Below are 25,257 nucleotides of genomic sequence, written 5' to 3' on the forward strand. Positions count from 1 at the left end.
AGACCTCTCCCCAAGCCCCTCTCCTGCGAGGGCAGGGGCTTTGAAAGATTCATACTTTCATTCAGCAGCGTCGCTTAATAACCCACTAGGAAGCATTCTCATTGTGTTATTGATCTACCCAGGAGCGATTATAGCCATTGGGTGAAATTGACGATCGTCACAATGCTTAACAAATATCACCTAACATTAAGATAAATCAACAAATTCTCATCTTTGAAAAAACCTAAAAGACTTGTAGAATAAGGGTTTCAGGTTTTCTTATTATTTCTTAACGCGCTTGCTGATCTACAGTCTGAGAATTGCACAATAATTGCACAAATGAATTGCTTTAATCAAATTGTTCAAAAGCCATTGAACCCTTGACTTGCAAGGTCAGGGTTCAGATTCTTCAGGCTCACGGTAAGGCACTGACTGCCCTGCTCGGCTGGAAGACTAGATTGAAATTTGATTGAATTTGCCCGATAGGACGTTGCTCTGAGCTAATTGTTAGAGTTTCGCTCTCTTTGCCATGCCCATTCAAGCTGGGTTTGGTTGACTTGTTGCAGTTTGCTTACTCTGCCCATTTGTGGCTCTGTTCTTTCATTTCAGTCGGGCTTTGAACCCTTACTTCGTGCAAATCTTAGGAGATACTTGAATGCTAGACGCTTTTACTAAAGTAGTTGCCCAAGCAGATACTCGCGGCGAATTTGTGAGTGATGCTCAAATCGATGCCCTCAAAGCCATGGTATCGGAAGGACCCAAGCGCATGGATGTGGTGAATCGCATTACCTCTAACTCATCCACCATTGTGGCAAATGCAGCACGGGCTTTGTTTGCAGATCAACCTCAGTTGATTGCACCCGGTGGCAATGCCTACACCAACCGCCGCATGGCAGCCTGCTTGCGCGATATGGAAATTATTTTGCGCTATGTTACTTACGCGGCATTTACCGGAGATGCCAGTGTATTAGAAGATCGCTGCCTCAATGGTCTACGGGAAACCTACTCAGCTTTGGGCGTGCCCGGTGGCTCGGTTGCAACTGGCGTGAACAAGATGAAGGAAGCGGCGATCGCCATTGCCAACGATCCTAACGGTGTAACCCGTGGCGACTGTAACTCACTGATGTCTGAGTTGAGCAGCTACTTCGACAAAGCTGCCTCCGCTGTCGGTTAGTACTTTCTCTTTCTTAATTCGACTTCAATCTGAAGTCACTTTTCAAGCTCAAAAACAATTCACAACTTTTCACAACCAAAAGGACGACTAAGTATGAAAACGCCTTTAACAGAAGCGGTCGCAACATCAGATTCTCAAGGACGCTTTTTGAGTTCCACCGAACTCCAAGTTGCATTTGGTCGCTTCCGTCAAGCCGCAGCTAGCCTTGATGCTGCCAAAGGCTTGAGTTCCAAAGCTTCTAGCTTGGCTGAAGGAGCGGCTAACGCGGTTTACCAAAAGTTCCCATACACCACCCAAATGCAAGGGAACAACTATGCTTCCAGCAACACAGGCAAGGCAAAGTGCGCTCGTGACATCGGCTACTACATCCGCATGATCACCTACTGTTTGGTCGCAGGCAGCACGGGCCCCATGGATGATTATTTGGTGAGTGGTTTAGCCGAAATCAACCGCACCTTTGAATTGTCTCCTAGCTGGTATGTAGAAGCGCTAAAGCACATCAAATCTAATCATGGTTTGAGCGGTGACCCTGCTGTAGAAGCCAACTCCTACATTGACTATGCCATCAATGCCCTAAGCTAAGGGATTGTTTTCGCCCAGAACAACAAAATGCTGTGGATGCTTGTTTGCATAGAATGCTTAGTTGCATAAAGTGCTTAATTGTATGAACAGCGATTGTTGTTCTGGGCGCGTTTTTTGTCATTAATATTCCCATTAACATTTAAGGATTTTAGACATGACAAGTACTATGGCAGCTACCCAGTTAGGCTTCGAGCCATTTGCCGTCACCTCTCCGGTAGAACTACGGGCAAACTGGTCGGAAGGAGATGTGCAAGCGGTAATTGCAACAGCGTATCGTCAGGTGTTCGGAAATGATCATTTGATGCAATCCGAGCGATTAACTAGCGCTGAGTCTTTACTGCGTCGAGGCGACATTAATGTGCGTGAATTTATTCGTGCGTTAGCGCAATCAGAGCTATATCGAAAAAAGTTTTTTTACTCCACTCCCCAAGTGCGTTTTATTGAACTGAACTATAAGCATCTACTGGGTCGGGCACCCTATGATGAGTCTGAAATTACAGAGCACGTAAATCTCTACATTGAACAAGGCTATGAAGCTGACATCGACTCTTATCTGGATTCTATGGAGTACCAGGAGAGCTTTGGCGACTCGATTGTGCCTTACCACCGGGGCTTTGCGACTCAACGGAACCAGAAAACCGTCGGGTTTCCTCGCATGTTTCAGCTTTACCATGGCTATGCCAATAGCGATCGCGCTCAGGGTAGAAACAAATCGGCTTGGCTAACTGAAGACTTGGCGCACAATACAGCAACCTCCGTGCGAACTCCTAACTTTGGCAAGGGGTTAGCCGGAACGACCACTGGCGATCGGGGTGATCTTTTCCGAGTGCGAGTGATGCAGGCAAATCGCAGCAACACGCCTCAAGTTCGTCGCAGTGTGAGCGAGTATTTGGTAAGCTACGATCAGCTTTCACCTACCCTTCAGCGCCTTAACCAGCGCGGCGGTCGAATTGTGAGTATTCTCCCCGCCTAATTTAAACTCATGCTGAATCTCTTAATCTCCAAAGAAGACTAAACCTATGGCAATTACTACTGCGGCTTCCCGCCTCGGCACCAGCGCCTACACCGACCGACCTCCCGTCGAACTTCGTCCTAACTGGACACCCGAAGAGGGCGCTAATGCCATTCAGGCGATTTACCGCCAAATTTTGGGCAACGATTACCTGATGGCAACCGAACGCCAGGTGGGTCTAGAATCTTTGCTGTGCAATGGACAAATTACAGTGCGTGAATTTGTCCGAGCTTTGGCTAAAACAGAGCTCTACAAGACCAAATTTCTTTACCCTCATTTTCAAACCAGGGTCATTGAATTGAACCTCAAGCATTTGCTAGGACGCGCGCCCTACGACGAATCTGAAGTGGTCGAGCACTTGGATCGCTATCAAAATCAAGGTTTTGAAGCAGATATCGATTCCTACATCGATTCTGACGAATACGAAGCCAATTTTGGCGATTCTATTGTGCCTTACTATCGAGGGTTTTCTACCCAAACGGGGCAGAAAACGGCTGGTTTTACCCGGATGTTTCAGCTTTATCGGGGATATGCCACTAGCGATCGCTCTCAAATTGCGGGTTCTTCCTCGCGTTTGGCAGGTGAGCTAGGTAGAAATAGCGTCTCTGCTGTGGTCGGGCCTTCGGGTGCTAACGAGGGCTGGGCATACCAACCTTCTAAGCAAAACGTGGCACCTGCCCGTGCATTCGGGCGTTCATCGGTCAATTCATCCGATCGCCTCTATCGCATTGAAGTATCGGGTATCAGCTTGCCCAGATATCCCAAAGTGCGGCGCAGCAGTCAAGAGTTCATCGTGCCCTACGAGCAACTCTCTAGCACGCTCCAGCAAATTAACAAGATGGGCGGTAAAGTGGCTAGCGTCTCGATCGCCCAATAACAGCATCAGTAAGAGCAAAGCATTAGATCGAAGATTTTTGCCAATTTTTGAAGATTCTTGATCCTGTGCTTTGCTCCTCCCATTACCAGATCAAACATCAATAATTAACATCTTTAGGAGATGACCCCAACGATGCTAGGACTATCTTCTGCCAACGATCGCGTGTTTGTTTACGAAGTCGAAGGGCTACGGCAAAACGAACAAACTACAAAAAACAGTTATCCAGTACGCAACAGCAGTAACGTGTTGATTCAGGTTCCTTACAACCGGATGAATGATGAAATGCTTCGCATCAGTCGGATGGGCGGCAGTATTGTCGCAGTTCATCCCCTTGCTGGTTATTCGGCAGCTAAGCAAGAGAATTCATGTGAGCATGATGCTCCTGTTGAAAACAATTCTGGCGAATAATATCAAACTAGCCTTTTGCTAATTTTTAACTTTTAAGAGACTTTAGCAGAAGGCTAGGACGAGCAGCCTGCACATTGGAGTAAAGCTTAGGACTATGAATAAACACATAATGTTCATATTCATACCAATGCATTTCACCCTTTTCTTCGTTACACATTTGGCAAATCACCCATAAATTCTCAAAATTCATCGATAGCCAAGGATATTGCGATCGCGGCAGTTTATGATCGATCGTTCTTCCTCCCCGGTCAGCATATCGCTGTTCACAAATGGGACAGTTCCAATCAGAATTTTCGTCTATCCAATCTTTACTCTGTCGAGTCGATCCACACTCACCATCTCCATTAACGCATCGCCAGTAATCATATTTTCTATAGTCTTCAAAATCTTGCTGTGTGAGCCTGTGATATCGCCTTCTACCAACCCGATCTGCCAGATCAAACAACTCTTTTAAATCCTTACTTTCAGAATTCATAGATTCTTTCATTAGAGTTTTACCGTTCTGGATGTTTTAGAATTGCGACTTTTTCGAGGTTTCTGATGAGAAACTCCAAAATCAATAACTTCAATTTCGGTATCAGGGAATTGGCGATCGATCGCCTCTGATACTTCGTTAACTTCTTTCGCTAACTGCTGGTTAAATTCTTGAATTTCTTGAGGGCTTTGGTACTGATTACCAATGCGATCGGCTTCCAAAAATAAATCTTCAAGCGTTAGATCCTCTAATGGATTTAACAACTCCTCTATTTTCTGATAAAGGCTGATGACATTAATCCAGCCAACATTCCTATACTGATTATCTTTTAACCACTTTTGATTCTCTTTACTGAGCTTGCTCCGATTCTTTGTGTTAGCACATTGAACCTCTCGATAGCTCATTTCATTAAAAGTCTTCTTGCTTACCATTAGCTATTTCCCTCAACCGAGAGTCCATTTAAATAATTTAATGAGCGCTTTACGAAGTTCATTATCTTCATATTTCAGAAGTTCATTTGTATCCCTCGCTAGCCTCAATCGGATCGCATCTACTACATTTTTCAAAGACTTATTATCTTTCTTGAGTTCATCATTAGCTTCAAGTAGTTCGTTGTTATTTGAAGTTAGATGACCAACCCGAATCTCCAACTCCAGGTTCTCAGAAGATAAGCCCTGAATTTGAGATTCTAGAGTTTTCTTTTCCTGCTCTAATTGTTGCTTCTTGCTTTCGAGCGTGGTCTTTGATGCCTCTATATTTTTAATAGAAATTTCTAGCTCACGATACTCTGTTTTGACAGACTCCAGCTTACGTTCTGCTTGGCTACGCCTTAACCCAAGACTACGACTGCTATCACCTAATTCAGAATTTTTTTGAGCAAAAGATTTAATGAGTTTCGCAGCAGCCACTTCGCTATCAAGCATCTGGAGGATACTTTCACATTCCTGTGCGGTGAGTGGATCGCTTATGCCTTTATTAATGTCATGTTTTGACTTCAGAAGATCTTGCAACTCATTCTTAGATGCCATTTTTATACCCTAATGAATCAAACTAATCTTGCTCAGCTGTAGCCCGATCGCCCCTCCACAGCCTCTATTGCGATTATCCTTGTTCCCTATTCTTCCCATGTCCAGTTTTTAGAGAGATTAGAAAACTTTTACTGTATCTTTATGCACGTTAATAACCTGCTAACTAAAAGCGACGATTGCCCCTAAGTCCAAGAGCGATCGCCGCCATACTTTCCTCAAAAACTTAAATTAGTGATGTAACAAATGCCCTGCACTTTCTAGCAAATGCCCTACTCCCGTACCCACAGCCTCCACTCCTGCTTCAAACCCAGCCTCCACCGTTGCACTAGCAGGCTTAGAGGGATCAAGATACCCAACAGATTCCAAACCTTGCTCAACAACCGAAGGAGCAAGCAAATCATGCTGAATATTCCAGTCCTTCACTTTTCGCAAATTTTTGTATAGATAAAAGAATCCGATCGCTAGAGGAAATCCAATCAAGGGGAGGAGTAGGGCGTGCATATGAAGATTTCTCTTTCACTTTCCTCTCATAATAGTGATTGTCATGAGCTTGATGAAAGTACCCTAGAGGATGGGAAAACCCAACCAACTTATGCTTCAGGTAATGGAGCCAATAGGGGTTCTAGCTGACTTAGTAGAGGAGATAGTTCTGAGCCAGCGATCGCCCACAAAATATCTTGATCGACCTCCTCATATCGATGGATCATAATATTGCGTAGGCTGGCAATTCGCTGCCAATCGATCGCCCGATGCGCTTGCCTAAATTCTTAACTCTATAGAGGTCGATAAACTCGATAGTTTATCTCTGGGAAAATATTATCGATCGCCTCTACTTTCTCCAACCATCCTGAATCAATCTTCCCTGCCAAAATATCATCCCGAATCTTGTTAAACCGCTGCAAATGCGACTTAGTTCGTCGCACCGCATACGGCACCATTGTCCCCGTCCGCATAATAAACGCCCAATCCGACGACTGCGCCAACAGCAACTCCCGTGCCGCCTGATTCAGCGATCGCCACTCCAACTCATCCTCCGGCTCCCGCTTAGAAAGCTCAATCATCCGCTCAGCCGCCTTATGTAAATGCGGATAAATCCACGCATTCGTCTCATTCAACCAATATTCATGAAAGCCTCGGAAACCCCAACTCGATTGAGAAGGGCGACACACCTGCTGCGTAGGGTAGGCTTGCAAATAATCAGCCAAATGGGTCATAGCATACGTATTCTGGTCATGCCAAGTTTTGCGGAACAGATAGTCAATGAACCAAGGTCCTTCGTACCACCAATGCCCAAACAGTTCAGCATCATAAGGCGACACAATAATAGGCGGACGCTGCATCATATTGTGTAAATGCTCCACCTGCTGCACGCGGTTGTACATAAAATTGCCTGCGTGCTCCGCTGCCTTTTCCTTTGCCCAGTAAGGATCGTAGAGGCTCTTTTCGCTAAGCCCCAAACCTTTCCCCGTAATTTTGTGATATTTTACGCCCGTATTTTTTCTTTGCCCATTGGGCATGATGTAAGGGCGAATATATTCATATTCTGCATCCCAGCCTAAATCTCGATAGAACTCCCGGTACTCCGACGCGCCGGGATAGCCCACTTCAGAAGACCAGACCTGTTGCGAAGATTCATGATCTCTACCAAACGCAGCCACGCCACACTCAGTATAAATTGGAGCATAACTACCAAAACGTGGACGCGGGCGAGCATAGAGGATACCATGTCCGTCGGTGAGGAAGTAGCGCAGACCTGCATCTGCTAACATACGCTCTAATCCCTCAAAATAGGCGCACTCTGGTAGCCAAATTCCCTTAGGAGGTCGCCCAAAGCTTTGCTCGTAATGCTCACATGCCACCTGGATCTGTGCCCACACGGCTTGTGGATACATTTTCATCAATGGCAAATAACCGTGGGTTGCCCCACAGGTAATAATTTCTAAGTTGTTACTGTCAAGAAATTGTTTGAAAGCTGCCACTAAATCACGGTCATAACGCTCCCAAGTTTGGCGAACCTTGTTAAACTCTGTTGCGTAATACTCAGAAAGATACCGGAGGTGAGCATTTTGGCTATTATGTTCTACCTCCAGCTCCATTAGTTTTTGTAGTTGAGTGAGGTGATGATCGTAACGTTCTTGTAGTAAGGGATCTCGCAGCATCGACACCAACGGCGGTGTCATACTCATGGTCATCTTGAAATCAATCCCATCCCGCTTTAGTTCCTCAAAGACCTGAAGCAAGGGGATATACGTTTCTGTAATTGCCTCAAACAGCCACTCCTCCTCTAAAACGAAATCACTCTCTGGATGCCTTACAAAGGGTAGATGGGCGTGTAATACGAGGGCAAGATATCCAATACTCATAGGGTTGAGGTATAACGTGAGGGGCGTGAGGGGCGTGAGGGGCTGTGGAGGGGAAATTGATGAGCGGGATCAGAGTTAAGTTATTGCCAAATTGTAAAGCAAAAGTTAAGCCAAAAGATTGATGCACCAAATTGAGTTATGACACAGTCAAACCTTCTTGAATTGGCACAACAGGGTGATCCCCAGGCGATCGCCGCTCTAATGAATCAGTCGCTCCAACCTCGGGGCATGACTGCCACTGTCGAACGAATGGGCGATCGCCTTAGCGTGTTGCTAGAGGCAGATCAGGTTCCCAATCGTCAAACGTTAACGGCTTTTGTCCAGCGAGGCATTAGCAATCTGGGCATTGAATCGATTCGTTCGGTCAAAGTTTTGGGTCAACAATCGGGCACAAACCTCCCGGTCTGGACTCAAGACTTAACGCTGGAGCTACCGACTACAGCCGCCGATGCGATCGACGCTGTTAATTTATCTCCCGCGATCGATTCTAGGGTGGATCTGCCTCTAACAGATACCACTGACGACGACGCCCTATGGATTGCCCCCTCTGATGAGCAATCCCAAGATTCTCTGGCAGACCTGCTGGCAGATGAACCCACAGACGATCTTCAAGACTTATTTGATGACCAACCCGAAGAATTAGAAGTAGGAACAGGCGTTGACAACCCGCTAGAAGACTTGCGCAGCATGTTTGGTGAGCAGTCAGAAGCAGATTTTCCACCCCTAGAAGAGTCATCTTTTAATGAAATAGATTTGAACAGCGGGGGTGGGTTTGAAAGTAACAGTCTGCAAGATTTATTTAAGGAAGACGCTGAAGTAGATTCCTCATCCCAATTTAGCGGGAGGTTCAATGAACCGACGGCTACAGAATTTACCTTGGGTTTGAGCAACGATTTAGATAACGATTTAGATAATGATCTGGATGGTAATTTGGACAGTCTAGAGAGTGATCTAAGCAATGATCTAGGCTTAGAATTAAGCCACTCTGATAGCCTGGCGGATTTGTTTGGCGATCGGGCACCAGTGGAAGACTTAGGCATACTTGAAGAAATCCCTCCCAACGAAGAAGAGTTTCAAGAGTTGTTTGGGGAGACTGCTTCTGACCCAGCGTCTGATGTAGAAGCACTAGATGGTTTTTTAGAACAACCCTCACCTGAAGCGATCGCCCCTGAAACCTGGTCTCTACTAGACGAAGTTCCTGATCTAACTGAAAGAGCTAAGGCTGACGAGCAGCTGATGGACTTCTTGAGAGAACCTTCTGGGGGAGGTCAAGAGCCGTCTTTTAACGATACGTCTTTTACAATCGCGAATGAACAGTTGCTCAATCCCTCCGATCAAGAACTTTCAGACTTATCGTTTCTAGAAGAGTCTTCTTCAGAGAGAACCTTTCTGAGTGAACTGAGTGAATCAGATGAAGATTCTTTACTAGACTTTTTAGATCAAGAATCTGAGCAGCCTGAAGACCATTTGGGTGAAAGGTTTGCAGGATCTGAGGCAGAGGTTTCTAAGCCAATGTTATTCAATGAGCCACGGGATCAGCCCACGTCTTTAGGTGACATTGAATTGGTTGAAGAGCCACTGTTGTTCAATGAGTTCGGTGACGAACCCATGTCCTTCGAGAGCGCTGAATCTGAGAGCGCTGAATCTGAGAGCGCTGAATCGATCAATGAACCGCTATTGTTCGACGAGCCGCGCAATGAGCAAGAGCCTCTTGGCAATGCTGAATTAGTCGAAGAGCCGCTGTTGTTCAATGAGCTTAGTGATGAGCCCGCGTCTTTTGAGAGCGTTGAACCGACCAACGAACCGCTGTTGTTCGACGAGCATGATCGTGAGTCTGTGTTGTTTGAGAGCGCTGGATTAGTTAGTGAGCCGCTGTTATTTGATGAGCTTATTAACGAGCCTGTGCCTTTTGAGAGCGCCATATCGATCGATGAGCCACAGGATCAGCCTGAGTCTCCTGAAGGCAGTGAGTTAGTTTCCGAACCACTGTTGTTCGATGAGCCGCTGTTATTTGATGAGCCACAGGATCAGCCCATGTCTTTCGATGACATTGAAACTGATGAGCCAGTGTCTTTCTCTGAGTTCTCTGAACCAGAGCCGTCCCTTACAGGCACCTCAATTAACCCGGTCAGAAGTTTTCAAGAGCAGCAAGCCCTTGCTGACTTCTTTGCTGATGATCCGTTAGCAGATTTCTTACCCCAATCTGTTCAACCTCCTGGGGAAGAATTCCTTGAGGGCGGCTTGTCTGAACCGATGGCGGCAGCAACGGCTCAGGATTATTTTGACTCACCAGAGCCGAGTCCTGACTTCCGAACCGATAACTTAAATTCTGTCCCCCCCCTTCTACCCGATTTGGAAGATGATCAAGATTTCCTGAACCCAATACTTCAACCCGCAGCGCCAACCGATTTATTCCTAGAGCGGATGGATAGCTTAGAAGCTGAGTTCCCTCGGGATTTTCAACAAGATTTTCAAGCCGATCCATTGGAGCAACTCGATCGCAATTTCTTAGGCGATGATGACAGGGCTTCTTTAGATAGTTGGGATGGAGCACTTGAAAACCCACTTCCCGATGTTGAGGTTAACCAGGCTGATACAATCTCGTCGCTAGAAAGTCTCACTGATGACTCAGATCTCCTGAACTTTCCAACCCAGGCTTTATCTGAAGAACCGTCCTTCGATCGGTACGCTGAAGCAGAACCTCATGCTTTGCCAGAGTCTCTACCCAACCGCTGGGATCTGGACTCGGATGATGAACCCACGGCGATCGAAAACCCATTGCCGCCTGTTGTAAGATTTGGAGAATCACCCAGAGCAGGTGCTTTGGAGGACTTGACCATCAGTTTGCCCAATTTGCCAGATGACGGCTATGAGCAACCTGTGGCATATCCCTCTTTGAATGATCCCACTCAAGCTCCGCCCCAGCCCAAAGGTTCGCCTTGGATTTTTCCTCTGGTACTCTTTGGCTTAACAGGATGGATCTTGGCATTGATTGGACTCTCCTACTGGTTGAAAGACCGAGATACCACGCAACCCCCCATCGTGCAGCCGTCTACGGCTCCAGAGCCCTCAGTTCCCTTAGCTCCAGCTTCGCCTTCCTCGGCGTTGCCAAGCTCTGAAGATTCTGCGGCATTACCCGAAAATCTAGATTGGATGGCAGTTGATTAATTCTTAATTTGCTGAGCGGCGCAGGTTTTACGGTAGATTTCTACTCTAAAATCCGCGCCGTTTTTTTGTGGTTTAACTCAGTAAAACGTTATGAACACTAACCCCAATGAGAGGACAATGAAAGGATAAGTTATGAGTATTCGATGGCTTAATGGAAGCTTCACAAGCTTTCCATAAAAAATAAGCTGGAAGACTTCCGTTTTCGCAGATTTGTTGTATCGTTATCACTCAATCTCATACGCTCAACCTCACAACTGTAAGGGCTGTATAATCGGCATATCTTTTCAGTACGTTGATGTAGTCAGGGTTAATTAAGCCACTTTATTACCATTATGATGTTGCCAAAAAAAGATGCTCCGGTAGTTGCGATCGCACTACTGCTTGCCCTCACCAATGCCCCCAAAACCTTTGCGGCATCTTGGAATCTTCAGTGGGTAGGCACAAGCGCTAATCTTGCGACGTTTCCCCTTCCAACCAGTGTGCCCAATGGTACTGCTGTTAAAATTGCGAGTTCCAGCGGTATGGCAGCCATTAGCCAAGCGCTGAAGCAAGGATTTGAAGGGAAGTTTCCAGGTTCGGCGATCGCTTCTGAAACCAGTGATGCTAACACTGCTATTAAACAACTGCTTGATGGCAAGGTTGATTTGGCGGCAATTAGTCGCCCCCTGACCGCTAATGAAAAAGCGGCAGGGTTGGTCGATGTGCCAGTTAGCCGTGACAAGATCGCGGTTGTTGTGAATGCTAACAATTCCTTTAAAGGGGAATTGACTGACGAACAATTTGCCAAGATTTTTCGGGGTGAAATCACCAATTGGTCGCAAATTGGCGGTCAACCAGGTGCTATTCGGGTGATCGATCGCCCCGAAACCAGCGATTTACGTCAATCCTTTCAGGGCTATCCTATATTTGCTGGCAACTTTGCTACAGGTTCAAATGCAGTAGCACTATCGCAGGATAGTACCGACGAAATGCTAAAGACGCTAGACGCTAATAGCATTAGCTATGCCACCGCCAGGCAGGTTCTAGACAAACCCGGTGTGCGCGTTATTTCGATGTGGGGGACTCCTCCTACCGACCCACGCTATCCTTTTTCTCAGCCTTTCACCTACGTTTACAAAGGTCAAAACCCTACTCCAGCAGTACAATCCTTCCTCGGATATGCATCTGCTCCGGAAGCCCAACCTGCCATTGAGCAGGCAAAAACAGCAGCGATCGCCCCTGTGGTTACTGCTCCGCCATCGCCTGCCTCATCGCCTGCCTCATCGCCTACAGAGGGTTTAGTGGCAAGTCCGTCAGCAGCAGTCTCTCCGACTACTCCTGTTTCTCCAGCCGTTACCCCTTCGGGCGCAGATCAGGGTGCAACAGCACTTGTTCCAGGCGCTGAACCTGCTGCTACAGACTGGAGTTTGCCATCTTGGATTTGGTGGCTGTTGCCCCTTGGGTTGCTGGTGCTATTGCTGGGCTGGTTGTTTGGCGATCGTCGGACTGAAGAAGATCCTGAACTCATCGCCGAGGGCGGTAGTCCTCCAGATCTCGAGGACTTTGGCAGCAGGTCAACAGCCGGATTTGCAGACAGCACCTTAGGTTCAGGGGGTGCAGCAGTGGATTATTCTGGAAATACACCTGAACCTGGAGTAAGCAGTTTTTCTAACTTTGCAGAAGATACGCCTGTTAGGGCAGACAATGTCGCTGTACCAGATGAGAATAGGTTCACCGGACTGTGGGGCGATACGTCTGATTCAGTCCCAGACTCCGCAGGCAGAGAGGATGCTCCTTTGTCAGGCGATAATTCCTTCTCTGGATTATTTGGCGAGGCTTCTGACATGACAGGAAATGACCTGGAGTTGGGTGATGAGACTAACTTCGGGGGCACTTCAGATAGGACGGGTATGAATATCGAAGGAGGCGCGATCGCGGGTGGTGCGGCAATGGCGGCGGGTGCAGCGGCTACCGCTGGATCTACATTTTCAGGCGGCACAGATGCACCCGTAAGTCCGCTTACCGCAGGCACTAACCGCATCGTACTGGTTCCCCGCGAACCCCATCGTGCTCACGTTTACTGGGAAATTCCTAATGCTTACAAAGATGCCATTCGACAAAAAGGTGGCGAGCATCTGGCTCTGCGGCTGTATGACGTGACAGGACTGGATTTGAGCTATCAAACGCCCCATAGTGTCCAGCAGTTTGATTGTGGCGAACTTGCCCGTGATCAAGATATCCCAATAGAGCAAAGCGATCGCGATTACATTGCCGAGATTGGGTATCTGACGGCTGACCAACGCTGGCTTAGAATGGCGCGATCGGCAGTCGTGAGAGTGCCCTCAGTCGAAGGCTACTAACTTCTTATTTGCTTAAACTGATCTGCTCAAAGCCAATCCCCTCGCCTCTAAAAGAGTTGGGGGGATTTTTGGTGTTGGTCTGTAGCTGAAATTCCATGAATTAGGGAGTGAGGGAGAGCAAAAAGAAATGTCATTCAGCGCTTATAAAGCAGCCAGAGCCGTGGTCAAAGATTTTCAAATTGTTTATGGCGAAGCCATTTTTATTGTTGAAAATCCTGTCACAACTAATCTCTATTTTCAAGGGAATTTAGAAGAACTTCAGCTTGAACAAGCGCCTTGAAAGAACCCTGACCTCAACAATCAGCCAAGGCTCCGAAGCTGGTTAGGGTTCCGAAGATAGTTTTAAACAACAGGCACTTTCTTATGCCACTCTGTCACCTGCTCGTAGGCATATGCTGCTTGCAGAACCAAGTCTTCTCGAAGCACATTGCCAATAATTTGCAGCCCAATGGGTAATCCCTGCTGATCAAACCCGCAAGGCAAGCTTAATCCTGGTAATCCTGCCAAGTTGACCGGAATCGTCATCAGGTCAGACAGATACATACTTAAGGGATCATTCGTCTTTTCACCTGCCTTAAACGCTGTGGTAGGCGTTGTCGGACAAACTAGAACATCGACCTGGGTGAACGCCTGCTCAAAATCTTGCTTAATCAACGTTCGCACCTTTTGTGCCTTGATGTAGTAAGCATCATAGTAGCCTGCCGATAAGGTGTAGGTGCCAATCATAATGCGGCGCTTCACCTCTGCACCAAAACCTTGGGCACGGGTTTGGGTATACATCGACATTAAATCATCGGGATTTTCAGCCCGGAAACCATACTTTACGCCGTCGTATCGGGCAAGATTTGCTGAGGCTTCAGAAGGGGCAATGATGTAGTAAGTGGGTAAGCCATAACGAAACTTGGGACAGGAAACTTCGACAATTTCTGCTCCCATTGCTTCGTATTGAGCGATCGCCGCCATCACGGCTTCGCTGACCATGGCATCCAGTCCCTCTCCAAACGTTTCTTTAATGACGCCTACCCGGAACTTAGGAGGCAGTTTGGGAGACAGGAGACTGACATAATCGGGAACTTCGACTTTGAGGCTAGTGGAATCTTTGGGATCATGCCCGGCGATCGCCCCTAGCAAAATGGCTGCATCTTCGACCGATCGCCCAAACGGCCCAATCTGATCCAACGAAGAGGCATACGCCACCAGTCCGTAGCGGGAAACTAACCCATAGGTCGGTTTCATTCCCACTACACCACATAACGCTGCGGGCTGCCGAATCGATCCACCCGTATCAGAGCCGATCGCGATCGTGCATTCGCCTCCCGCCACCGCTGCTGCCGATCCCCCTGACGAGCCACCCGGCACGCGCTCTAGATCCCAGGGATTAGCAGTCAGTTGGTATGCCGAATTTTCGGTTGAGCTACCCATGGCAAACTCATCAAGATTAGTTTTGCCGACCATGACTGCGCCAGCCGCTGCCAGCCGCTCCGTTACCGTCGATTCGTAAGGCGGCACAAAGTTTTGCAAAATTTTTGAACCGCAGGTAGTGGGAATACCCTGGGTACACATATTGTCTTTAATGCCAGTCGGAATGCCCGCCAGCCAACCTATTTCTTCGCCAGCGGCAATTTGGGCATCGACCTGCTGGGCTTGCTCTAGCGCTCGGTCTGCGGTGACACATAAAAAGCTGTGCAGCTTTGGCTCCAGTGCCTGAATGCGATCTAAGGATTCTTGAGCAATTTCGACAGCAGAACGTTCTTTTGTAATGAGTTGCTGGTGCAACTCGCGGATGGATGCCATGCAATGACCTCGCGACTGAGCAATTATAAAGTGTATCGTCAAAGGATCTACTTTAGAACCCAGCGTATCGCAACATGACCCAACGCGCGTTTGACCTAGCTGTTCAAGTTCAAGGAAAAGGCTTCCCGATTCTCTGCCTCCATGGGCATCCTGGCTCGGGGCGCAGCATGTCGGTGTTTACGGATCATTTATCGCAGCGGTTTACGACGATCGCTCCTGATTTACGGGGTTACGGTAAAAGCCAGACACGACAGGATTTTGCCATGATCGATCATTTGATTGATTTGGAGGCATTGTGCGATCGCCTCCATCTCGACTCGTTTATCCTGCTAGGCTGGTCGCTGGGCGGCATTTTAGCCCTGGAGCTAGCGCTCAAGTTTCCGCAACGGGTCAAGGGTCTGATCATGATTGCTACGGCTGCCAGACCCTTTGGCAACCATCCACCTATTAGTTGGCAAGATAATCTGTTCACCGGGATCGCAGGGTTGATCAATCAAGTGCAGCCCGGATGGAATTGGAATATTGAAACCTTTGGGAAGCGATCGCTCTTTCGCTATTTAATTCAACAGCATACTGCCAGCGCTTATCAATATCTTGCCAGCGAAGCTACGACTGCCTTTCTGCAAACCTCAGGTGCCGCCAATCGCGCCCTCAATACTGCTCTCAATCAGCGCTACAACCGCCTAGCAGAAATTAATCAGATTTACTGTCCTACTCTCGTGTTGGCTGGAGAGTGCGATCGTCATATTACCTCTCAGTCCAGCCTCGAAACCGCCCAGCATCTCTCTAACTGCCAATCGCACTGCTACGCTAACGTTGCCCATCTATTTCCATGGGAAATTCCTGGGCAAGTGTTAGCAGACATTGACCGATGGTTGGCAGAAAATTTGGAGTAGAGGCACCAAACCAGAGCGTGTCCTTAGGAGGAACTGCTGAGACTGGGTGCAACGCGTCGAACCTGGCTTTTTTCAGAACTTTCATCAAAAATCGTTAGTCGGGAAGGCTTACAGCGCTTAATTGCCACTTGAAACCCTTGTGCACCTTCTTCTTCTAGGTCAAAAATGTAACCAGGCTTAGCAGACTTAGCCTCTTGAGCGTTAGGGAAAGGTCCAAAGTAGTAGGTACAAGCAGGGGTACTTGTAACAACTTCCACCCACCAAGCCAAACCAACACTCTCAAGAATACTGATCCAAATTTCATTCATAAAAATCTGCCTGCTTGATGGAACGTTACGAGTGCTCAATGGCATATCGTGGCGACAACTCAAGTAATTAACGCTTTTTACATCCTGGTTATACTCTGTTGAACCTACTTTTGCAAAGCGTCTTTTGCAGGAGTTTCCAGATGGTGAATACGCGATCGCCGTTGACGCGATACTTCGTAAAGCGCCATTCCGGCTGCCACTGAAGCATTAAGACTAGGAGTTTTACCTCGAAGCGGAATCGAAACCAAGACATCACATCGCTGCTGCGTTAGCAAACTCAGCCCATCGCCCTCAGATCCCACAACTAAAACAGTTGCCGGATGAAACTTAACAGTATCAATGGGTTCAGCCGCCGTTGCCGCTGCTCCATAGATCCAAAAACCCGCATTTTTCAAGTCTTCCATCGCTCGGTTGATATTAACCACCCTCGACACTGGCAAGCTTTCCAATGCTCCCGCCGCCACCTTGACTACGGTAGAAGTAATTCCAGAAGCGCGTCGTTGTGGGATCACTAATCCTTGTGCCCCAAGCGCTTCCGCCGTCCGGATAATTGCGCCCAGATTATGGGGATCGGTAATGCCGTCGGCAATGACTAAAACGGGTTGGTCGGTCGCCGCCTTCGCTCGTTCAATCAGGTCGTCAAGATCAACGTACTCATAAGGGGTTGCTTGGGCTGCAATTCCTTGGTGGTTAGCACCTTGGGTAATTTGGTCTAACCGACGGGGTTCGACTTCATCAACTACAATCCCATTGGCTTTTGCTTTAGATAAAAGTGAATGAAACCGAGGATCGTAACGCAGCTTAGTAGCAATCCAAATGCGATTGAGATGACGCGTACCCTCGATCGCTGCCAGAACACTGTGACGACCATAGATCAAATCTACGTCTGGCTCAGTATCAGGCATAACTTCTTGAATCTCAGACTCATCAAATTCGGCGCGATCGACACGGAACGACTTGGATTTAAATGTCCTCTCTGGGGAAGAATTTCCTCCTTGCCCACCCCGATCGCTCCGCCGATCAGAGCCTCTACTAGAGCCGCCAGAGCGACCTCCTCGGTCATTCTGCCATTCCGATCGCTCAGGACGTTCAGAGCGGACTGGGCGATTGCCTTGGGCTGGACGATCGGAGCGCACCGGACGGACTGCTTGAAAATCCCGATCGCCTCCGCTGCGTTCTCGATCATTGGGTTGATCTGGACGGTTGGGGCGATCGCCGCGAGTAGGGCGATCGGAGCGCACCGGGCGAACTGCTTGAAAATCCCGATCGCCTCCGCTGCGTTGCTCCATTTCAGGACGATCGCCTCGGTTCTGCCATTGCGAACGCTCAGGGCGTTCAGAGCGTTCTGGGCGTTCAGATCGATCTAGGCGTTCCCGCCGCTCACTCTGCTGCTCGGTTCCCTTTGCTAGATAAGGTTTTTTCACGCTTGGGCGATCGTCTCTAGAACTTCTAACCTTGATCACCCTCCCCTTAGAACCATTGGCTTTTTTAGGCGGCACAACCGCACGACCCTCCGAGCTATAGTCCTCGTTACGGCTAGCTTTGGGCTTGCGATCGCCCCTAAAAGAAGGCTGATCAGACGGAGAATCTCCACGCTTGGGCGCACTCTTGCGACGCGGCTGATCCGAGGAATTTGGGCTGCGAAATTTACCAGGCATGTCTTGAGTTCTCCGTGAAATTACATAATACTAATCATTCTGCAAGGAATCAGCCTTAAGCATTAGCCGTTGATTTTTACAGGTTCTTCAAACTGAAGCTGTGCCAGGAGATCCATTAATCTTCGCGGGTCAGCGAGATACAAATATCCCAGCAGGGTTTCCAAACTTGTCGCCTGCTGGTAAATTTCTGGGTTAAGTCGCTTCGGACCTTTTGAAGCAGCATTCCTGCCTCGCTTAAGGATTTCCATCTCGGCATGGGTGAGATAGGGCTGAAGCGCTTGTAAATGCTGTGCTTGGCTCTCAGCCCTAACTTGAGCTACCACTTGCTCATGATAAACATGTACCCGCTTGGGTGGCAGAAGGTAGTGCGTCCGAATGTACAATTCATAAATTGCGTCACCTACGTAAGCCAAGGCAGCAGGCGAAACCTGGTTCAGTCGGGGAGACGAGCCCAAGGACTGAAGTTCATCACTATTGAAGGATATCAATGATGCTAGTAACTGAGATGGAGAAAAGCCTAGGATTTCTTCCTCACTCGACTTCACGCTAACCCAACCTCGCTAATGTGATCATTTTACAACGCTTATGCATAACATTTTCGAGGGCTGTGTCAAGTGAATGAAATCAGAGTCAGAGTCCAAGAAATTAGCTCTTCTTGAGATTCTCAAGCGCTACATCAACCGAAGTCTGTAGAGACAAAAACTGCTCTAGACGAACGAGCTTAACGGTTTGAGTAACACGCGGATTGGAGACGATTTGGAGAGTCCCTCCAACGCCCTGAACCTTTTTGACGAGTTGAACTAAGGCACCTAATCCAGAACTATCGACAAAATCAATCTGGGAGAGGTCAAGAATAAAGTTCTTAGGACCTTCCTCCACAAATTTATCTAGCGTCTTGCGGAATGTTGGCTCAGAGAAAGCATCGAACAATCCAGCAAGACGAAATAGTTGGCAATTGTCCCTAACTTCGCGTGTGCCTCTTAAACTAACGGTTAGGGTAAGTGTTTCAGGAATAAAGTCCTCCTGCAGGGGTACTTTCTTAAGGTTTTCAATATGATATTTGAGGCTCAAGTATAGGGCAAGATGGCTAACGGTGCAACCGAAATTGCTTGGCTTAAGACCTAACTCAGTATAACGAAGGATGGAAAGACTGACTGGAATCTTAAAGCGCAGGAATTAAGTGCAGGCATAAGCGCAAGAATTTCAACCCTAAAGCTTGGCTTATCTCTCCTCTACCCCTTGCCACAAAGCTGTCGTTTGCCGCAGGCTGCAATGGTTGCCATTGCCTAAAATTAAATGATCGAGCAGCGGAATGCCTAAAAGCTGACCTCCTGCTAAAAGCTGTTTGGTCAACGCCAAATCTTCAGCGCTAGGCTCGAGGATGCCAGAGGGATGATTGTGTGCCACGATGACCCGCACTGCGCCTTGCCGGATCACCTCCCGAAAAATATCTCGCGGATGGGCGATCGTTTCTGTTGCAGTGCCAATGCTAATGATTTGGGTGCCAACCAGTCGATGCTTAATGTCTAGCAGCAGCACCGCGAACTTTTCTTGGGTTTGCCACATCAAGTCTTGACTGAGAACTGCCGCTGCGATCGCCGGATCATCTACTACTGCTCGTTCTGCCGGACGAGAATGAAGCACCCGCTTGCCTAGCTCGATCGCTGCCAAAATTGTGGTGGCTTTGGCAGGCCCTACTCCTAATATCTGCGTGAGTTCTCCAACACTAACGTCCCGCAGCACTGCTAACGGATCGCGTTGATTGGTGCTTAGCGTATGTAAAATATGCTGCCCTAGTCCAACTGCCGAAAGCTTCCCGGCTCCTTGTCCTGTCCCTAGCAAAATTGCAATTAATTCTGCTGTCGCTAAGCTCCTGGCTCCTTGTGCTTGCAGCCGCTCGCGAGGTCGTTCGGTGGTGGGTAGGTCGGCAACCCGGACAGAATAGGTCATAACAGAAAAATCAGTGGATTGTCTTATCTCATTCAGTTATCCCAAATCCCTGCCTCTGATACACTCAACTACAGTTCAATGCAGCGCCCTTACTGAGCAGTTAGATATGCAGTTAGAATTTGTCCCTGTTGAAGAATTTTATTTTGCCTTGACACTATCAGTCAAAACGCTAGATGAAATAGCAAACCCTGAGTTGCTAGAACAGGTGCGATCGCGCCTATCGGAAAAATTTGGTCAGCCTTCGACGATCGCCCCCAGTCGGCAAAACTTTAATTACGTGTTTCGGGTCTGCGAGTACGACAGAAACTCGGTAGATCATTCAGCGAAACCATTGATTGTTTCAATTTCAGATTGGCAAGATAAACTGCGACTGAGCAGCGACTATGGTTGGGTTCTAGATGCCGAACGGAAGCCAGTTCGATCGGCACAGTTTGAGAAGCGAGATGAGTTTGCCGAGGAACTCCGAGCGCACTTACAGGACTGGCTTGGCGTGCAGCTTTAACTTTCTAGTTTTTCACTTTCATAGCCATAGCATTTGCCCATGACCGTCCCTCTTTTCCAGATCGATCGCCTTCGTGTTTCCTATCCTCACTCTCCTGCGAACAGTGGGGGATGGGCAGTTGACGATGTTTCGATAACGCTGCAACCCGGAGAACGGATTGGTTTGGTGGGTGAGTCGGGCTGTGGTAAATCAACTTTAGGACGAGCAGCAATGCGACTGCTGCCAGGGTCAACTCGAATTGAGGGGCAAGTAACCTTTAAGGGCGAGTCAGTGTTTGATCTTTCCGTAGAGGAACTCCGGCGGTTCCGGGGCGAGGCAGTGGCGCTGATTTTTCAAGATCCGATGACTCGGCTTGACCCGTTAATGACCATTGGGGAACATTGTGTAGAAACCTTGCGGGCGCATCGGCAGTTGTCGCGGCACGCTGCGAAGGAACAGGCGATCGCCACTTTGGCAGCCGTCAAAATTCCAGCCAGCCGCTGGGCACAGTACCCTCACGAGTTTAGCGGCGGCATGAGGCAGCGTGTGGCGATCGCCCTGGCTCTTTTACTCGAACCCAAACTCATCGTTGCCGACGAACCCACAACCAGTCTTGATGTCACCGTCTCAGCCCAAATTTTGCAAGAGCTAACCCGTCTTTGCCAGGAACGACAAATGGGGCTAATGCTGATTTCCCATGATTTAGCAATGGTAGGAGAATATTGCGATCGCATTGCTGTCATGTACCGGGGCAAAGTGGTGGAAACGGGAGGAGCGATCGAAGTCCTCAGCCATCCTCAGCATCCCTACACTCAATCTCTTTTGCAAGCCGCCCTCCACATCCAAGCCACACCTCCCTCCTTGCCCGATAGTCTTTTTACAGCGCCGCCCCTACTGCGTCTGCAACACCTACAACAGCATTACACCCTCGAAGAAACCTTTTTCTCCCGCTTCTTCTCTAAGCCGCAAGACAAAACTATCCGAGCCGTCGATGGCATTGATCTGGATCTCTATCCTGGCGAAATCCTGGGGCTAGTCGGAGAATCGGGCTGCGGTAAAAGCACTCTGTCTCGGACGATTTTGCAACTGATTCGCCCCACAGCAGGCAAAGTCGAGTTTTTGGGGCAAGAGCTTACAACGCTCTCTCGGCAAGGCTTGCAGCAGCAACGGCGACAGATGCAAATGGTGTTCCAAGATCCCCACGCCTGTCTCAACCCCTTGATGACCGTTGGCGAAAGCATTTCCGATCCTTTATTGATTCACGGTTTGGCGACAGCGGTAGAAGCTAAAACTCAGACCCAGCAAATGTTAGAGCGCGTGGGTTTGACCCCAACCGCAGAGTTTTACAATCGCTATCCCAAAGACTTGTCGGGTGGGCAACAGCAGCGAGTGGCGATCGCCCGTGCCCTGATCACTCGCCCCAAGCTACTGATTTGCGATGAACCTGTCAGCATGTTAGATGCCAGCGTTCAGTCGCAGGTACTAGCGCTAATGCTGGAGCTAAAGGAAGAGTTTGACTTAACTTACTTGTTTATTACCCATGATTTGTGGGTAGCAAGATTTTTGTGCGATCGCATTGCTGTGATGAGCGCAGGTAAAATTATCGAACTGGGCAAAACAGAAACAATTTTTACCCACCCCCAGCATCCTTATACCCAAACTCTATTAGCAGCAGCGCCCCTTCTCTCTCGCTTATCTTCAACCAACGGTTAATCTTTGACCGCCAAACTTATGTAGTATCCTGGATCGAAGTGCCTCGATTTTACTTTCAATAATTTCGCGGCTTCTCACCCTCCACGCCAACCCAGAGCCTGTCCATGTTTGGTCTAATTGGTCATCTTACGAGTTTGGAACACGCCCAGTCCGTCGCCAAAGAATTAGGCTACCCGGAATACGCTGATCAAGGGCTTGATTTTTGGTGCAGTGCCCCACCACAAATTGTAGACACTATTAAAGTTACTAGCGTGACCGGGCAACAAATTGAAGGGCGCTACCTGGAATCTTGCTTTTTACCCGAAATGCTGGCAGCCCGACGCATCAAGGCTGCCACCCGCAAGATTATCAACGCAATGGCACACGCCCAGAAACACGGCATTGACATCACGGCATTAGGTGGCTTTTCGTCCATCATTTTTGAAAACTTTAACCTCAGCCAAATTCGCCAAGTTCGCAACATTCATTTAGAGTTCGATCGCTTCACCACAGGCAATACTCACACCGCCTACATTATTTGCCGCCAAGTCGAGCAATCTGCCAAAAAACTCAACATTGATCTATCTCAGGCGACGATCGCCGTTTGTGGTGCGACTGGCGATATTGGCAGCGCCGTTTGCCGCTGGCTCAGTGCCCGTTGTGATGTTGCAGAACTGTTGCTTGTTGCCCGCAACCCAGAGCGGCTTCAGGCGTTGCAAGATGAATTGGGGCGAGGCAAAATTATGGTTTTAGAAGAAGCGTTGCCCCAAGCCGATGTTGTGGTTTGGGTTGCCAGTATGCCTAAAGGAGTCGAGATTGACCCCACTACGCTTAAGCAGCCTTGCATCCTAATCGATGGCGGCTATCCCAAAAACTTGGGGACAAAGGTAAAGCATCCAGGGGTTTATGTTCTCAACGGTGGCATTGTGGAGCATTCTCTAGATATCGACTGGAAGATCATGTCGATCGTCAATATGGATATTCCAGCGCGACAACTCTTTGCTTGCTTTGCCGAGTCGATGCTGTTGGAATTTGAAAAGCTGTACACCAATTTTTCTTGGGGACGCAACCAAATTACCCTTGAAAAAATGGATTTAATTGGACAGGTTTCGATGAAGCACGGTTTTCGACCATTGCTAGATTTAACTTCTTAGAGGTGTTCCGCGATCGCGTTGGAAAGTTGGAAGCATGAGTGATTCTCAAACTTCTGAATGAGATCATGAGAGGACTTATTGATGCGCCTTGCCAAACCGCATTGGGTCTAGCTGCCTTCCTCTAAATCGCCAGAACGATCGCTAATGCTTCAGAGATAAGCCGCATCGTTGGGGTACTCAGTTGACCCAAATACTTAATCAAACGCATTTCAGAGATGGAGCGTACTTGAAACGTATCTACTCCCGAATTTTTGCTGAGTCCGTTTTCTGAATCAGGTTCTAGGCAAATCATCCAAGGTCGAGTTGTAAATGTCTCTTTCCAGTCAGTAATTGGCACAATGACTTTAAGGGGTAAAATGCCGATTGAATCGTCGTTTACAATCACTGCTGGGCGAGTTTTACTGATCTCTGTGCCTATAGTTGGATCAAGCCTAACTAGCCAAATCTCGCCCCTATTCATTGAAATTCTCCAGTTTCTCTTTTTGATCTACTTTGGCTCGTCATACAAAGTCTTCTCCATCTAAAGCTGTAAAAGCGGTTAATTCCTTGTCTGACGAGTAATCAGAGATAGCAGTCAATGCCGCGATCGCCATCTGTTGCCGACGCTGCTCTTGAGTCAGCGGTTGTTCTTGTTGCACGAGACGAAGGGCGGCTTCGGCAATTTGAAGGCGATCGCTAATGGGCAGATTGGGGAGAGATTGCAAAATTTCTGTAGTGTTCACAAAACTCCTGTGGTGTTATTGGAGGTAATGGTTAAGCTTGGCTCAATTATGTCTTAATTAGCCCAATAATAGGAAATCAGCAATAAATGAAGCTTCCTCAAAAAATTCTCAACGCTCGACAAACTGTATCTTCCAAGATCAATAAACAACTGTTACCAACTCTTCAACAGTTTTGGACATGGACAGAGTTAGAAAAGAAGAAGCCATGGGATTACTTGGAGCTTTTAGTCGTTCCTCTTTTTTTAGCTTTAGCTACTTTATATATTAGCGATCAGTCTTCCCGTTCCCAGAAGAACGCTGACATAGCTCGTGCTTCTCAAGAAAAGCTTGCTGCCCAATTAGAGTCCGAGAAGGATCAAAAATTGGCTGACCAGCGTTACCGACAAAATGCATTAGAGTCATATCTTGACGATATGACATCACTAATTGAAAAGGGCTTACTCGACGAAACCAAAAATAAACAACTAAAAACTATTGCTAGAGCAAGAACAATTACTGCGTTGAAAATTTTAGATGGTGAGTCAAATCGGCTAGTCATTCAGTTCCTTCGGACTGCGGGATTATTTAGTAAATCTGACAACATTGCATCTTTACCCCCAGTGGATCTATACAATGCTGATTTAAAGGGTGCTGATCTTGCAGGTGTTAATCTTAGTAGTTTGAGTCTTGGAAGGTCTTCATTTCAAGACTCAAATTTGAGTGGAGCCAATTTAAGTTTCTCTTATATGGGGAAAGTTAACTTCAATGGAGATAGGCTCAGTGTTAACTTCAATGGAGCTAATCTCAGTGGAGCGATAATAAGAGGCTCAGACTTGACTGATGCACAATTAGAAAATGCCAATTTAAGCAATGCAAATCTACAAGGTTCAACCTTGGAATACTCTAATTTGAGAAATGCAAATTTAACTAAAGCAAATCTACAAGGAGGAGGTAGTCGTGCGATGGCAAAGGATTACATCAATGGTAAACCTCCGGAACCTGCTAGGCTCTTTGGATCTGATTTGACAAATGCTGATTTGAGAGGTGCAAATCTCAGTGGAGTTGACTTGACACAAGCTAGATTATCTGGTACTAATTTCCAAGGCGCTAACTTGGAAGGCGCAAACATCCCTGAACTAACTTCTAGCTGGTTTTGTCGGACAATCATGCCAGATGGAACAGTAGCTAATCCCAACTGTGAGAAATAGGACAATTTTT

27 protein-coding genes are annotated in these 25,257 nt (G+C 47.7%); 13 read left to right on the forward strand and 14 right to left on the reverse strand.

Annotated elements, in window-relative coordinates:
• Positions 1 to 634 precede the first annotated feature (634 nt).
• The 5 genes from KME11_02450 (at position 635) to KME11_02470 (ending at position 4,032) form a co-directional block, all read left to right on the forward strand.
• The gene (locus KME11_02450; protein ID MBW4514069.1) at positions 635 to 1,153 is read left to right on the forward strand and encodes a phycocyanin subunit beta; all 519 of its coding nucleotides are present in this window, start codon (positions 635 to 637) and stop codon (positions 1,151 to 1,153) included.
• A 93-nt stretch (positions 1,154 to 1,246) separates the two neighbouring features.
• Positions 1,247 to 1,735 carry a phycocyanin subunit alpha gene (gene cpcA, locus KME11_02455; protein MBW4514070.1) on the forward strand — a complete coding sequence of 163 codons (489 nt, stop codon included), beginning with the start codon at positions 1,247 to 1,249 and terminating at the stop codon, positions 1,733 to 1,735.
• A 154-nt stretch (positions 1,736 to 1,889) separates the two neighbouring features.
• A complete protein-coding gene (locus tag KME11_02460; protein ID MBW4514071.1) occupies positions 1,890 to 2,708 on the forward strand; it encodes a phycobilisome linker polypeptide in 819 nt (272 codons plus the stop codon).
• Positions 2,709 to 2,754: 46 nt separating this feature from the next.
• Positions 2,755 to 3,624: a phycobilisome linker polypeptide gene (locus tag KME11_02465; protein MBW4514072.1), complete on the forward strand. Its 870-nt coding sequence runs from the start codon at positions 2,755 to 2,757 to the stop codon at positions 3,622 to 3,624.
• A 120-nt stretch (positions 3,625 to 3,744) separates the two neighbouring features.
• Positions 3,745 to 4,032, forward strand: coding sequence for a phycobilisome linker polypeptide (locus tag KME11_02470; protein MBW4514073.1), 288 nt, complete (start codon positions 3,745 to 3,747; stop codon positions 4,030 to 4,032).
• 25 nt (positions 4,033 to 4,057) lie between these two features.
• Here KME11_02470 and KME11_02475 read toward each other — a convergent pair whose 3' ends face one another.
• The 6 genes from KME11_02475 to KME11_02500 form a co-directional block, all read right to left on the reverse strand.
• Positions 4,058 to 4,507, reverse strand: a complete 450-nt coding sequence (locus KME11_02475) for an HNH endonuclease (protein MBW4514074.1) — start codon at positions 4,505 to 4,507, stop codon at positions 4,058 to 4,060.
• A gap of 11 nt (positions 4,508 to 4,518) precedes the next feature.
• Positions 4,519 to 4,938: a hypothetical protein gene (locus KME11_02480; protein ID MBW4514075.1), complete on the reverse strand. Its 420-nt coding sequence runs from the start codon at positions 4,936 to 4,938 to the stop codon at positions 4,519 to 4,521.
• A gap of 12 nt (positions 4,939 to 4,950) precedes the next feature.
• The gene (locus KME11_02485; protein ID MBW4514076.1) at positions 4,951 to 5,535 is read right to left on the reverse strand and encodes a hypothetical protein; all 585 of its coding nucleotides are present in this window, start codon (positions 5,533 to 5,535) and stop codon (positions 4,951 to 4,953) included.
• 228 nt (positions 5,536 to 5,763) lie between these two features.
• The gene (locus KME11_02490) at positions 5,764 to 6,036 is read right to left on the reverse strand and encodes a hypothetical protein (protein MBW4514077.1); all 273 of its coding nucleotides are present in this window, start codon (positions 6,034 to 6,036) and stop codon (positions 5,764 to 5,766) included.
• A gap of 89 nt (positions 6,037 to 6,125) precedes the next feature.
• Positions 6,126 to 6,278: a DUF86 domain-containing protein gene (locus tag KME11_02495; protein MBW4514078.1), complete on the reverse strand. Its 153-nt coding sequence runs from the start codon at positions 6,276 to 6,278 to the stop codon at positions 6,126 to 6,128.
• Positions 6,279 to 6,308: 30 nt separating this feature from the next.
• Positions 6,309 to 7,898: a glycoside hydrolase family 57 protein gene (locus KME11_02500; protein MBW4514079.1), complete on the reverse strand. Its 1,590-nt coding sequence runs from the start codon at positions 7,896 to 7,898 to the stop codon at positions 6,309 to 6,311.
• Positions 7,899 to 8,036: 138 nt separating this feature from the next.
• Here KME11_02500 and KME11_02505 point away from each other — a divergent pair, with 138 nt between their 5' ends.
• The 3 genes from KME11_02505 (at position 8,037) to KME11_02515 (ending at position 13,685) form a co-directional block, all read left to right on the forward strand.
• Positions 8,037 to 11,066, forward strand: a complete 3,030-nt coding sequence (locus KME11_02505; protein ID MBW4514080.1) for a hypothetical protein — start codon at positions 8,037 to 8,039, stop codon at positions 11,064 to 11,066.
• A 332-nt stretch (positions 11,067 to 11,398) separates the two neighbouring features.
• Positions 11,399 to 13,405: a DUF4912 domain-containing protein gene (locus tag KME11_02510; GenBank protein ID MBW4514081.1), complete on the forward strand. Its 2,007-nt coding sequence runs from the start codon at positions 11,399 to 11,401 to the stop codon at positions 13,403 to 13,405.
• A gap of 127 nt (positions 13,406 to 13,532) precedes the next feature.
• A complete protein-coding gene (locus KME11_02515) occupies positions 13,533 to 13,685 on the forward strand; it encodes a hypothetical protein (GenBank protein MBW4514082.1) in 153 nt (50 codons plus the stop codon).
• A gap of 62 nt (positions 13,686 to 13,747) precedes the next feature.
• Here the strand turns inward: KME11_02515 and gatA are convergent, their stop codons facing one another.
• Complete coding sequence (gatA, locus tag KME11_02520; protein MBW4514083.1) at positions 13,748 to 15,199, reverse strand: Asp-tRNA(Asn)/Glu-tRNA(Gln) amidotransferase subunit GatA; 1,452 nt, start codon at positions 15,197 to 15,199, stop codon at positions 13,748 to 13,750.
• Positions 15,200 to 15,273: 74 nt separating this feature from the next.
• Here gatA and KME11_02525 point away from each other — a divergent pair, with 74 nt between their 5' ends.
• Positions 15,274 to 16,095, forward strand: coding sequence for an alpha/beta hydrolase (locus tag KME11_02525; protein ID MBW4514084.1), 822 nt, complete (start codon positions 15,274 to 15,276; stop codon positions 16,093 to 16,095).
• Between the two features lie 23 nt (positions 16,096 to 16,118).
• On the opposite strand, the gene KME11_02530 is transcribed toward KME11_02525, so the two are convergent.
• From KME11_02530 to radC, 5 genes are all read right to left on the reverse strand, one after another.
• Positions 16,119 to 16,403, reverse strand: a complete 285-nt coding sequence (locus KME11_02530) for a DUF1816 domain-containing protein (GenBank protein MBW4514085.1) — start codon at positions 16,401 to 16,403, stop codon at positions 16,119 to 16,121.
• Between the two features lie 104 nt (positions 16,404 to 16,507).
• Positions 16,508 to 18,061 (reverse strand): 23S rRNA (guanosine(2251)-2'-O)-methyltransferase RlmB, encoded by a 1,554-nt coding sequence (gene rlmB / locus KME11_02535; protein MBW4514086.1) that lies wholly within the window; start codon positions 18,059 to 18,061, stop codon positions 16,508 to 16,510.
• A 62-nt stretch (positions 18,062 to 18,123) separates the two neighbouring features.
• Positions 18,124 to 18,549, reverse strand: coding sequence for a ribonuclease III (locus KME11_02540; GenBank protein MBW4514087.1), 426 nt, complete (start codon positions 18,547 to 18,549; stop codon positions 18,124 to 18,126).
• A 157-nt stretch (positions 18,550 to 18,706) separates the two neighbouring features.
• Positions 18,707 to 19,090, reverse strand: coding sequence for an STAS domain-containing protein (locus KME11_02545; GenBank protein ID MBW4514088.1), 384 nt, complete (start codon positions 19,088 to 19,090; stop codon positions 18,707 to 18,709).
• A gap of 192 nt (positions 19,091 to 19,282) precedes the next feature.
• Complete coding sequence (radC, locus tag KME11_02550) at positions 19,283 to 20,011, reverse strand: DNA repair protein RadC (GenBank protein ID MBW4514089.1); 729 nt, start codon at positions 20,009 to 20,011, stop codon at positions 19,283 to 19,285.
• Between the two features lie 106 nt (positions 20,012 to 20,117).
• On the opposite strand from radC, the gene KME11_02555 reads away from it, so the two are divergent.
• From KME11_02555 to KME11_02565, 3 genes are all read left to right on the forward strand, one after another.
• Positions 20,118 to 20,513 carry a hypothetical protein gene (locus tag KME11_02555; GenBank protein MBW4514090.1) on the forward strand — a complete coding sequence of 132 codons (396 nt, stop codon included), beginning with the start codon at positions 20,118 to 20,120 and terminating at the stop codon, positions 20,511 to 20,513.
• A 39-nt stretch (positions 20,514 to 20,552) separates the two neighbouring features.
• Positions 20,553 to 22,205, forward strand: a complete 1,653-nt coding sequence (locus tag KME11_02560; protein MBW4514091.1) for an ABC transporter ATP-binding protein — start codon at positions 20,553 to 20,555, stop codon at positions 22,203 to 22,205.
• A gap of 104 nt (positions 22,206 to 22,309) precedes the next feature.
• Positions 22,310 to 23,338, forward strand: a complete 1,029-nt coding sequence (locus KME11_02565) for a long-chain acyl-[acyl-carrier-protein] reductase (GenBank protein MBW4514092.1) — start codon at positions 22,310 to 22,312, stop codon at positions 23,336 to 23,338.
• Between the two features lie 121 nt (positions 23,339 to 23,459).
• Here the strand turns inward: KME11_02565 and KME11_02570 are convergent, their stop codons facing one another.
• On the reverse strand, positions 23,460 to 23,798 hold the full coding sequence (locus KME11_02570) for a type II toxin-antitoxin system PemK/MazF family toxin (protein MBW4514093.1): 339 nt from the start codon (positions 23,796 to 23,798) through the stop codon (positions 23,460 to 23,462).
• Positions 23,799 to 23,838: 40 nt separating this feature from the next.
• Positions 23,839 to 24,060 carry a hypothetical protein gene (locus tag KME11_02575; protein MBW4514094.1) on the reverse strand — a complete coding sequence of 74 codons (222 nt, stop codon included), beginning with the start codon at positions 24,058 to 24,060 and terminating at the stop codon, positions 23,839 to 23,841.
• Positions 24,061 to 24,146: 86 nt separating this feature from the next.
• Here KME11_02575 and KME11_02580 point away from each other — a divergent pair, with 86 nt between their 5' ends.
• Positions 24,147 to 25,247: a pentapeptide repeat-containing protein gene (locus tag KME11_02580; GenBank protein ID MBW4514095.1), complete on the forward strand. Its 1,101-nt coding sequence runs from the start codon at positions 24,147 to 24,149 to the stop codon at positions 25,245 to 25,247.
• Positions 25,248 to 25,257 lie beyond the last annotated feature (10 nt).

The organism is Timaviella obliquedivisa GSE-PSE-MK23-08B, from assembly GCA_019358855.1.
GTDB lineage: Bacteria > Cyanobacteriota > Cyanobacteriia > Elainellales > Elainellaceae > Timaviella > Timaviella obliquedivisa.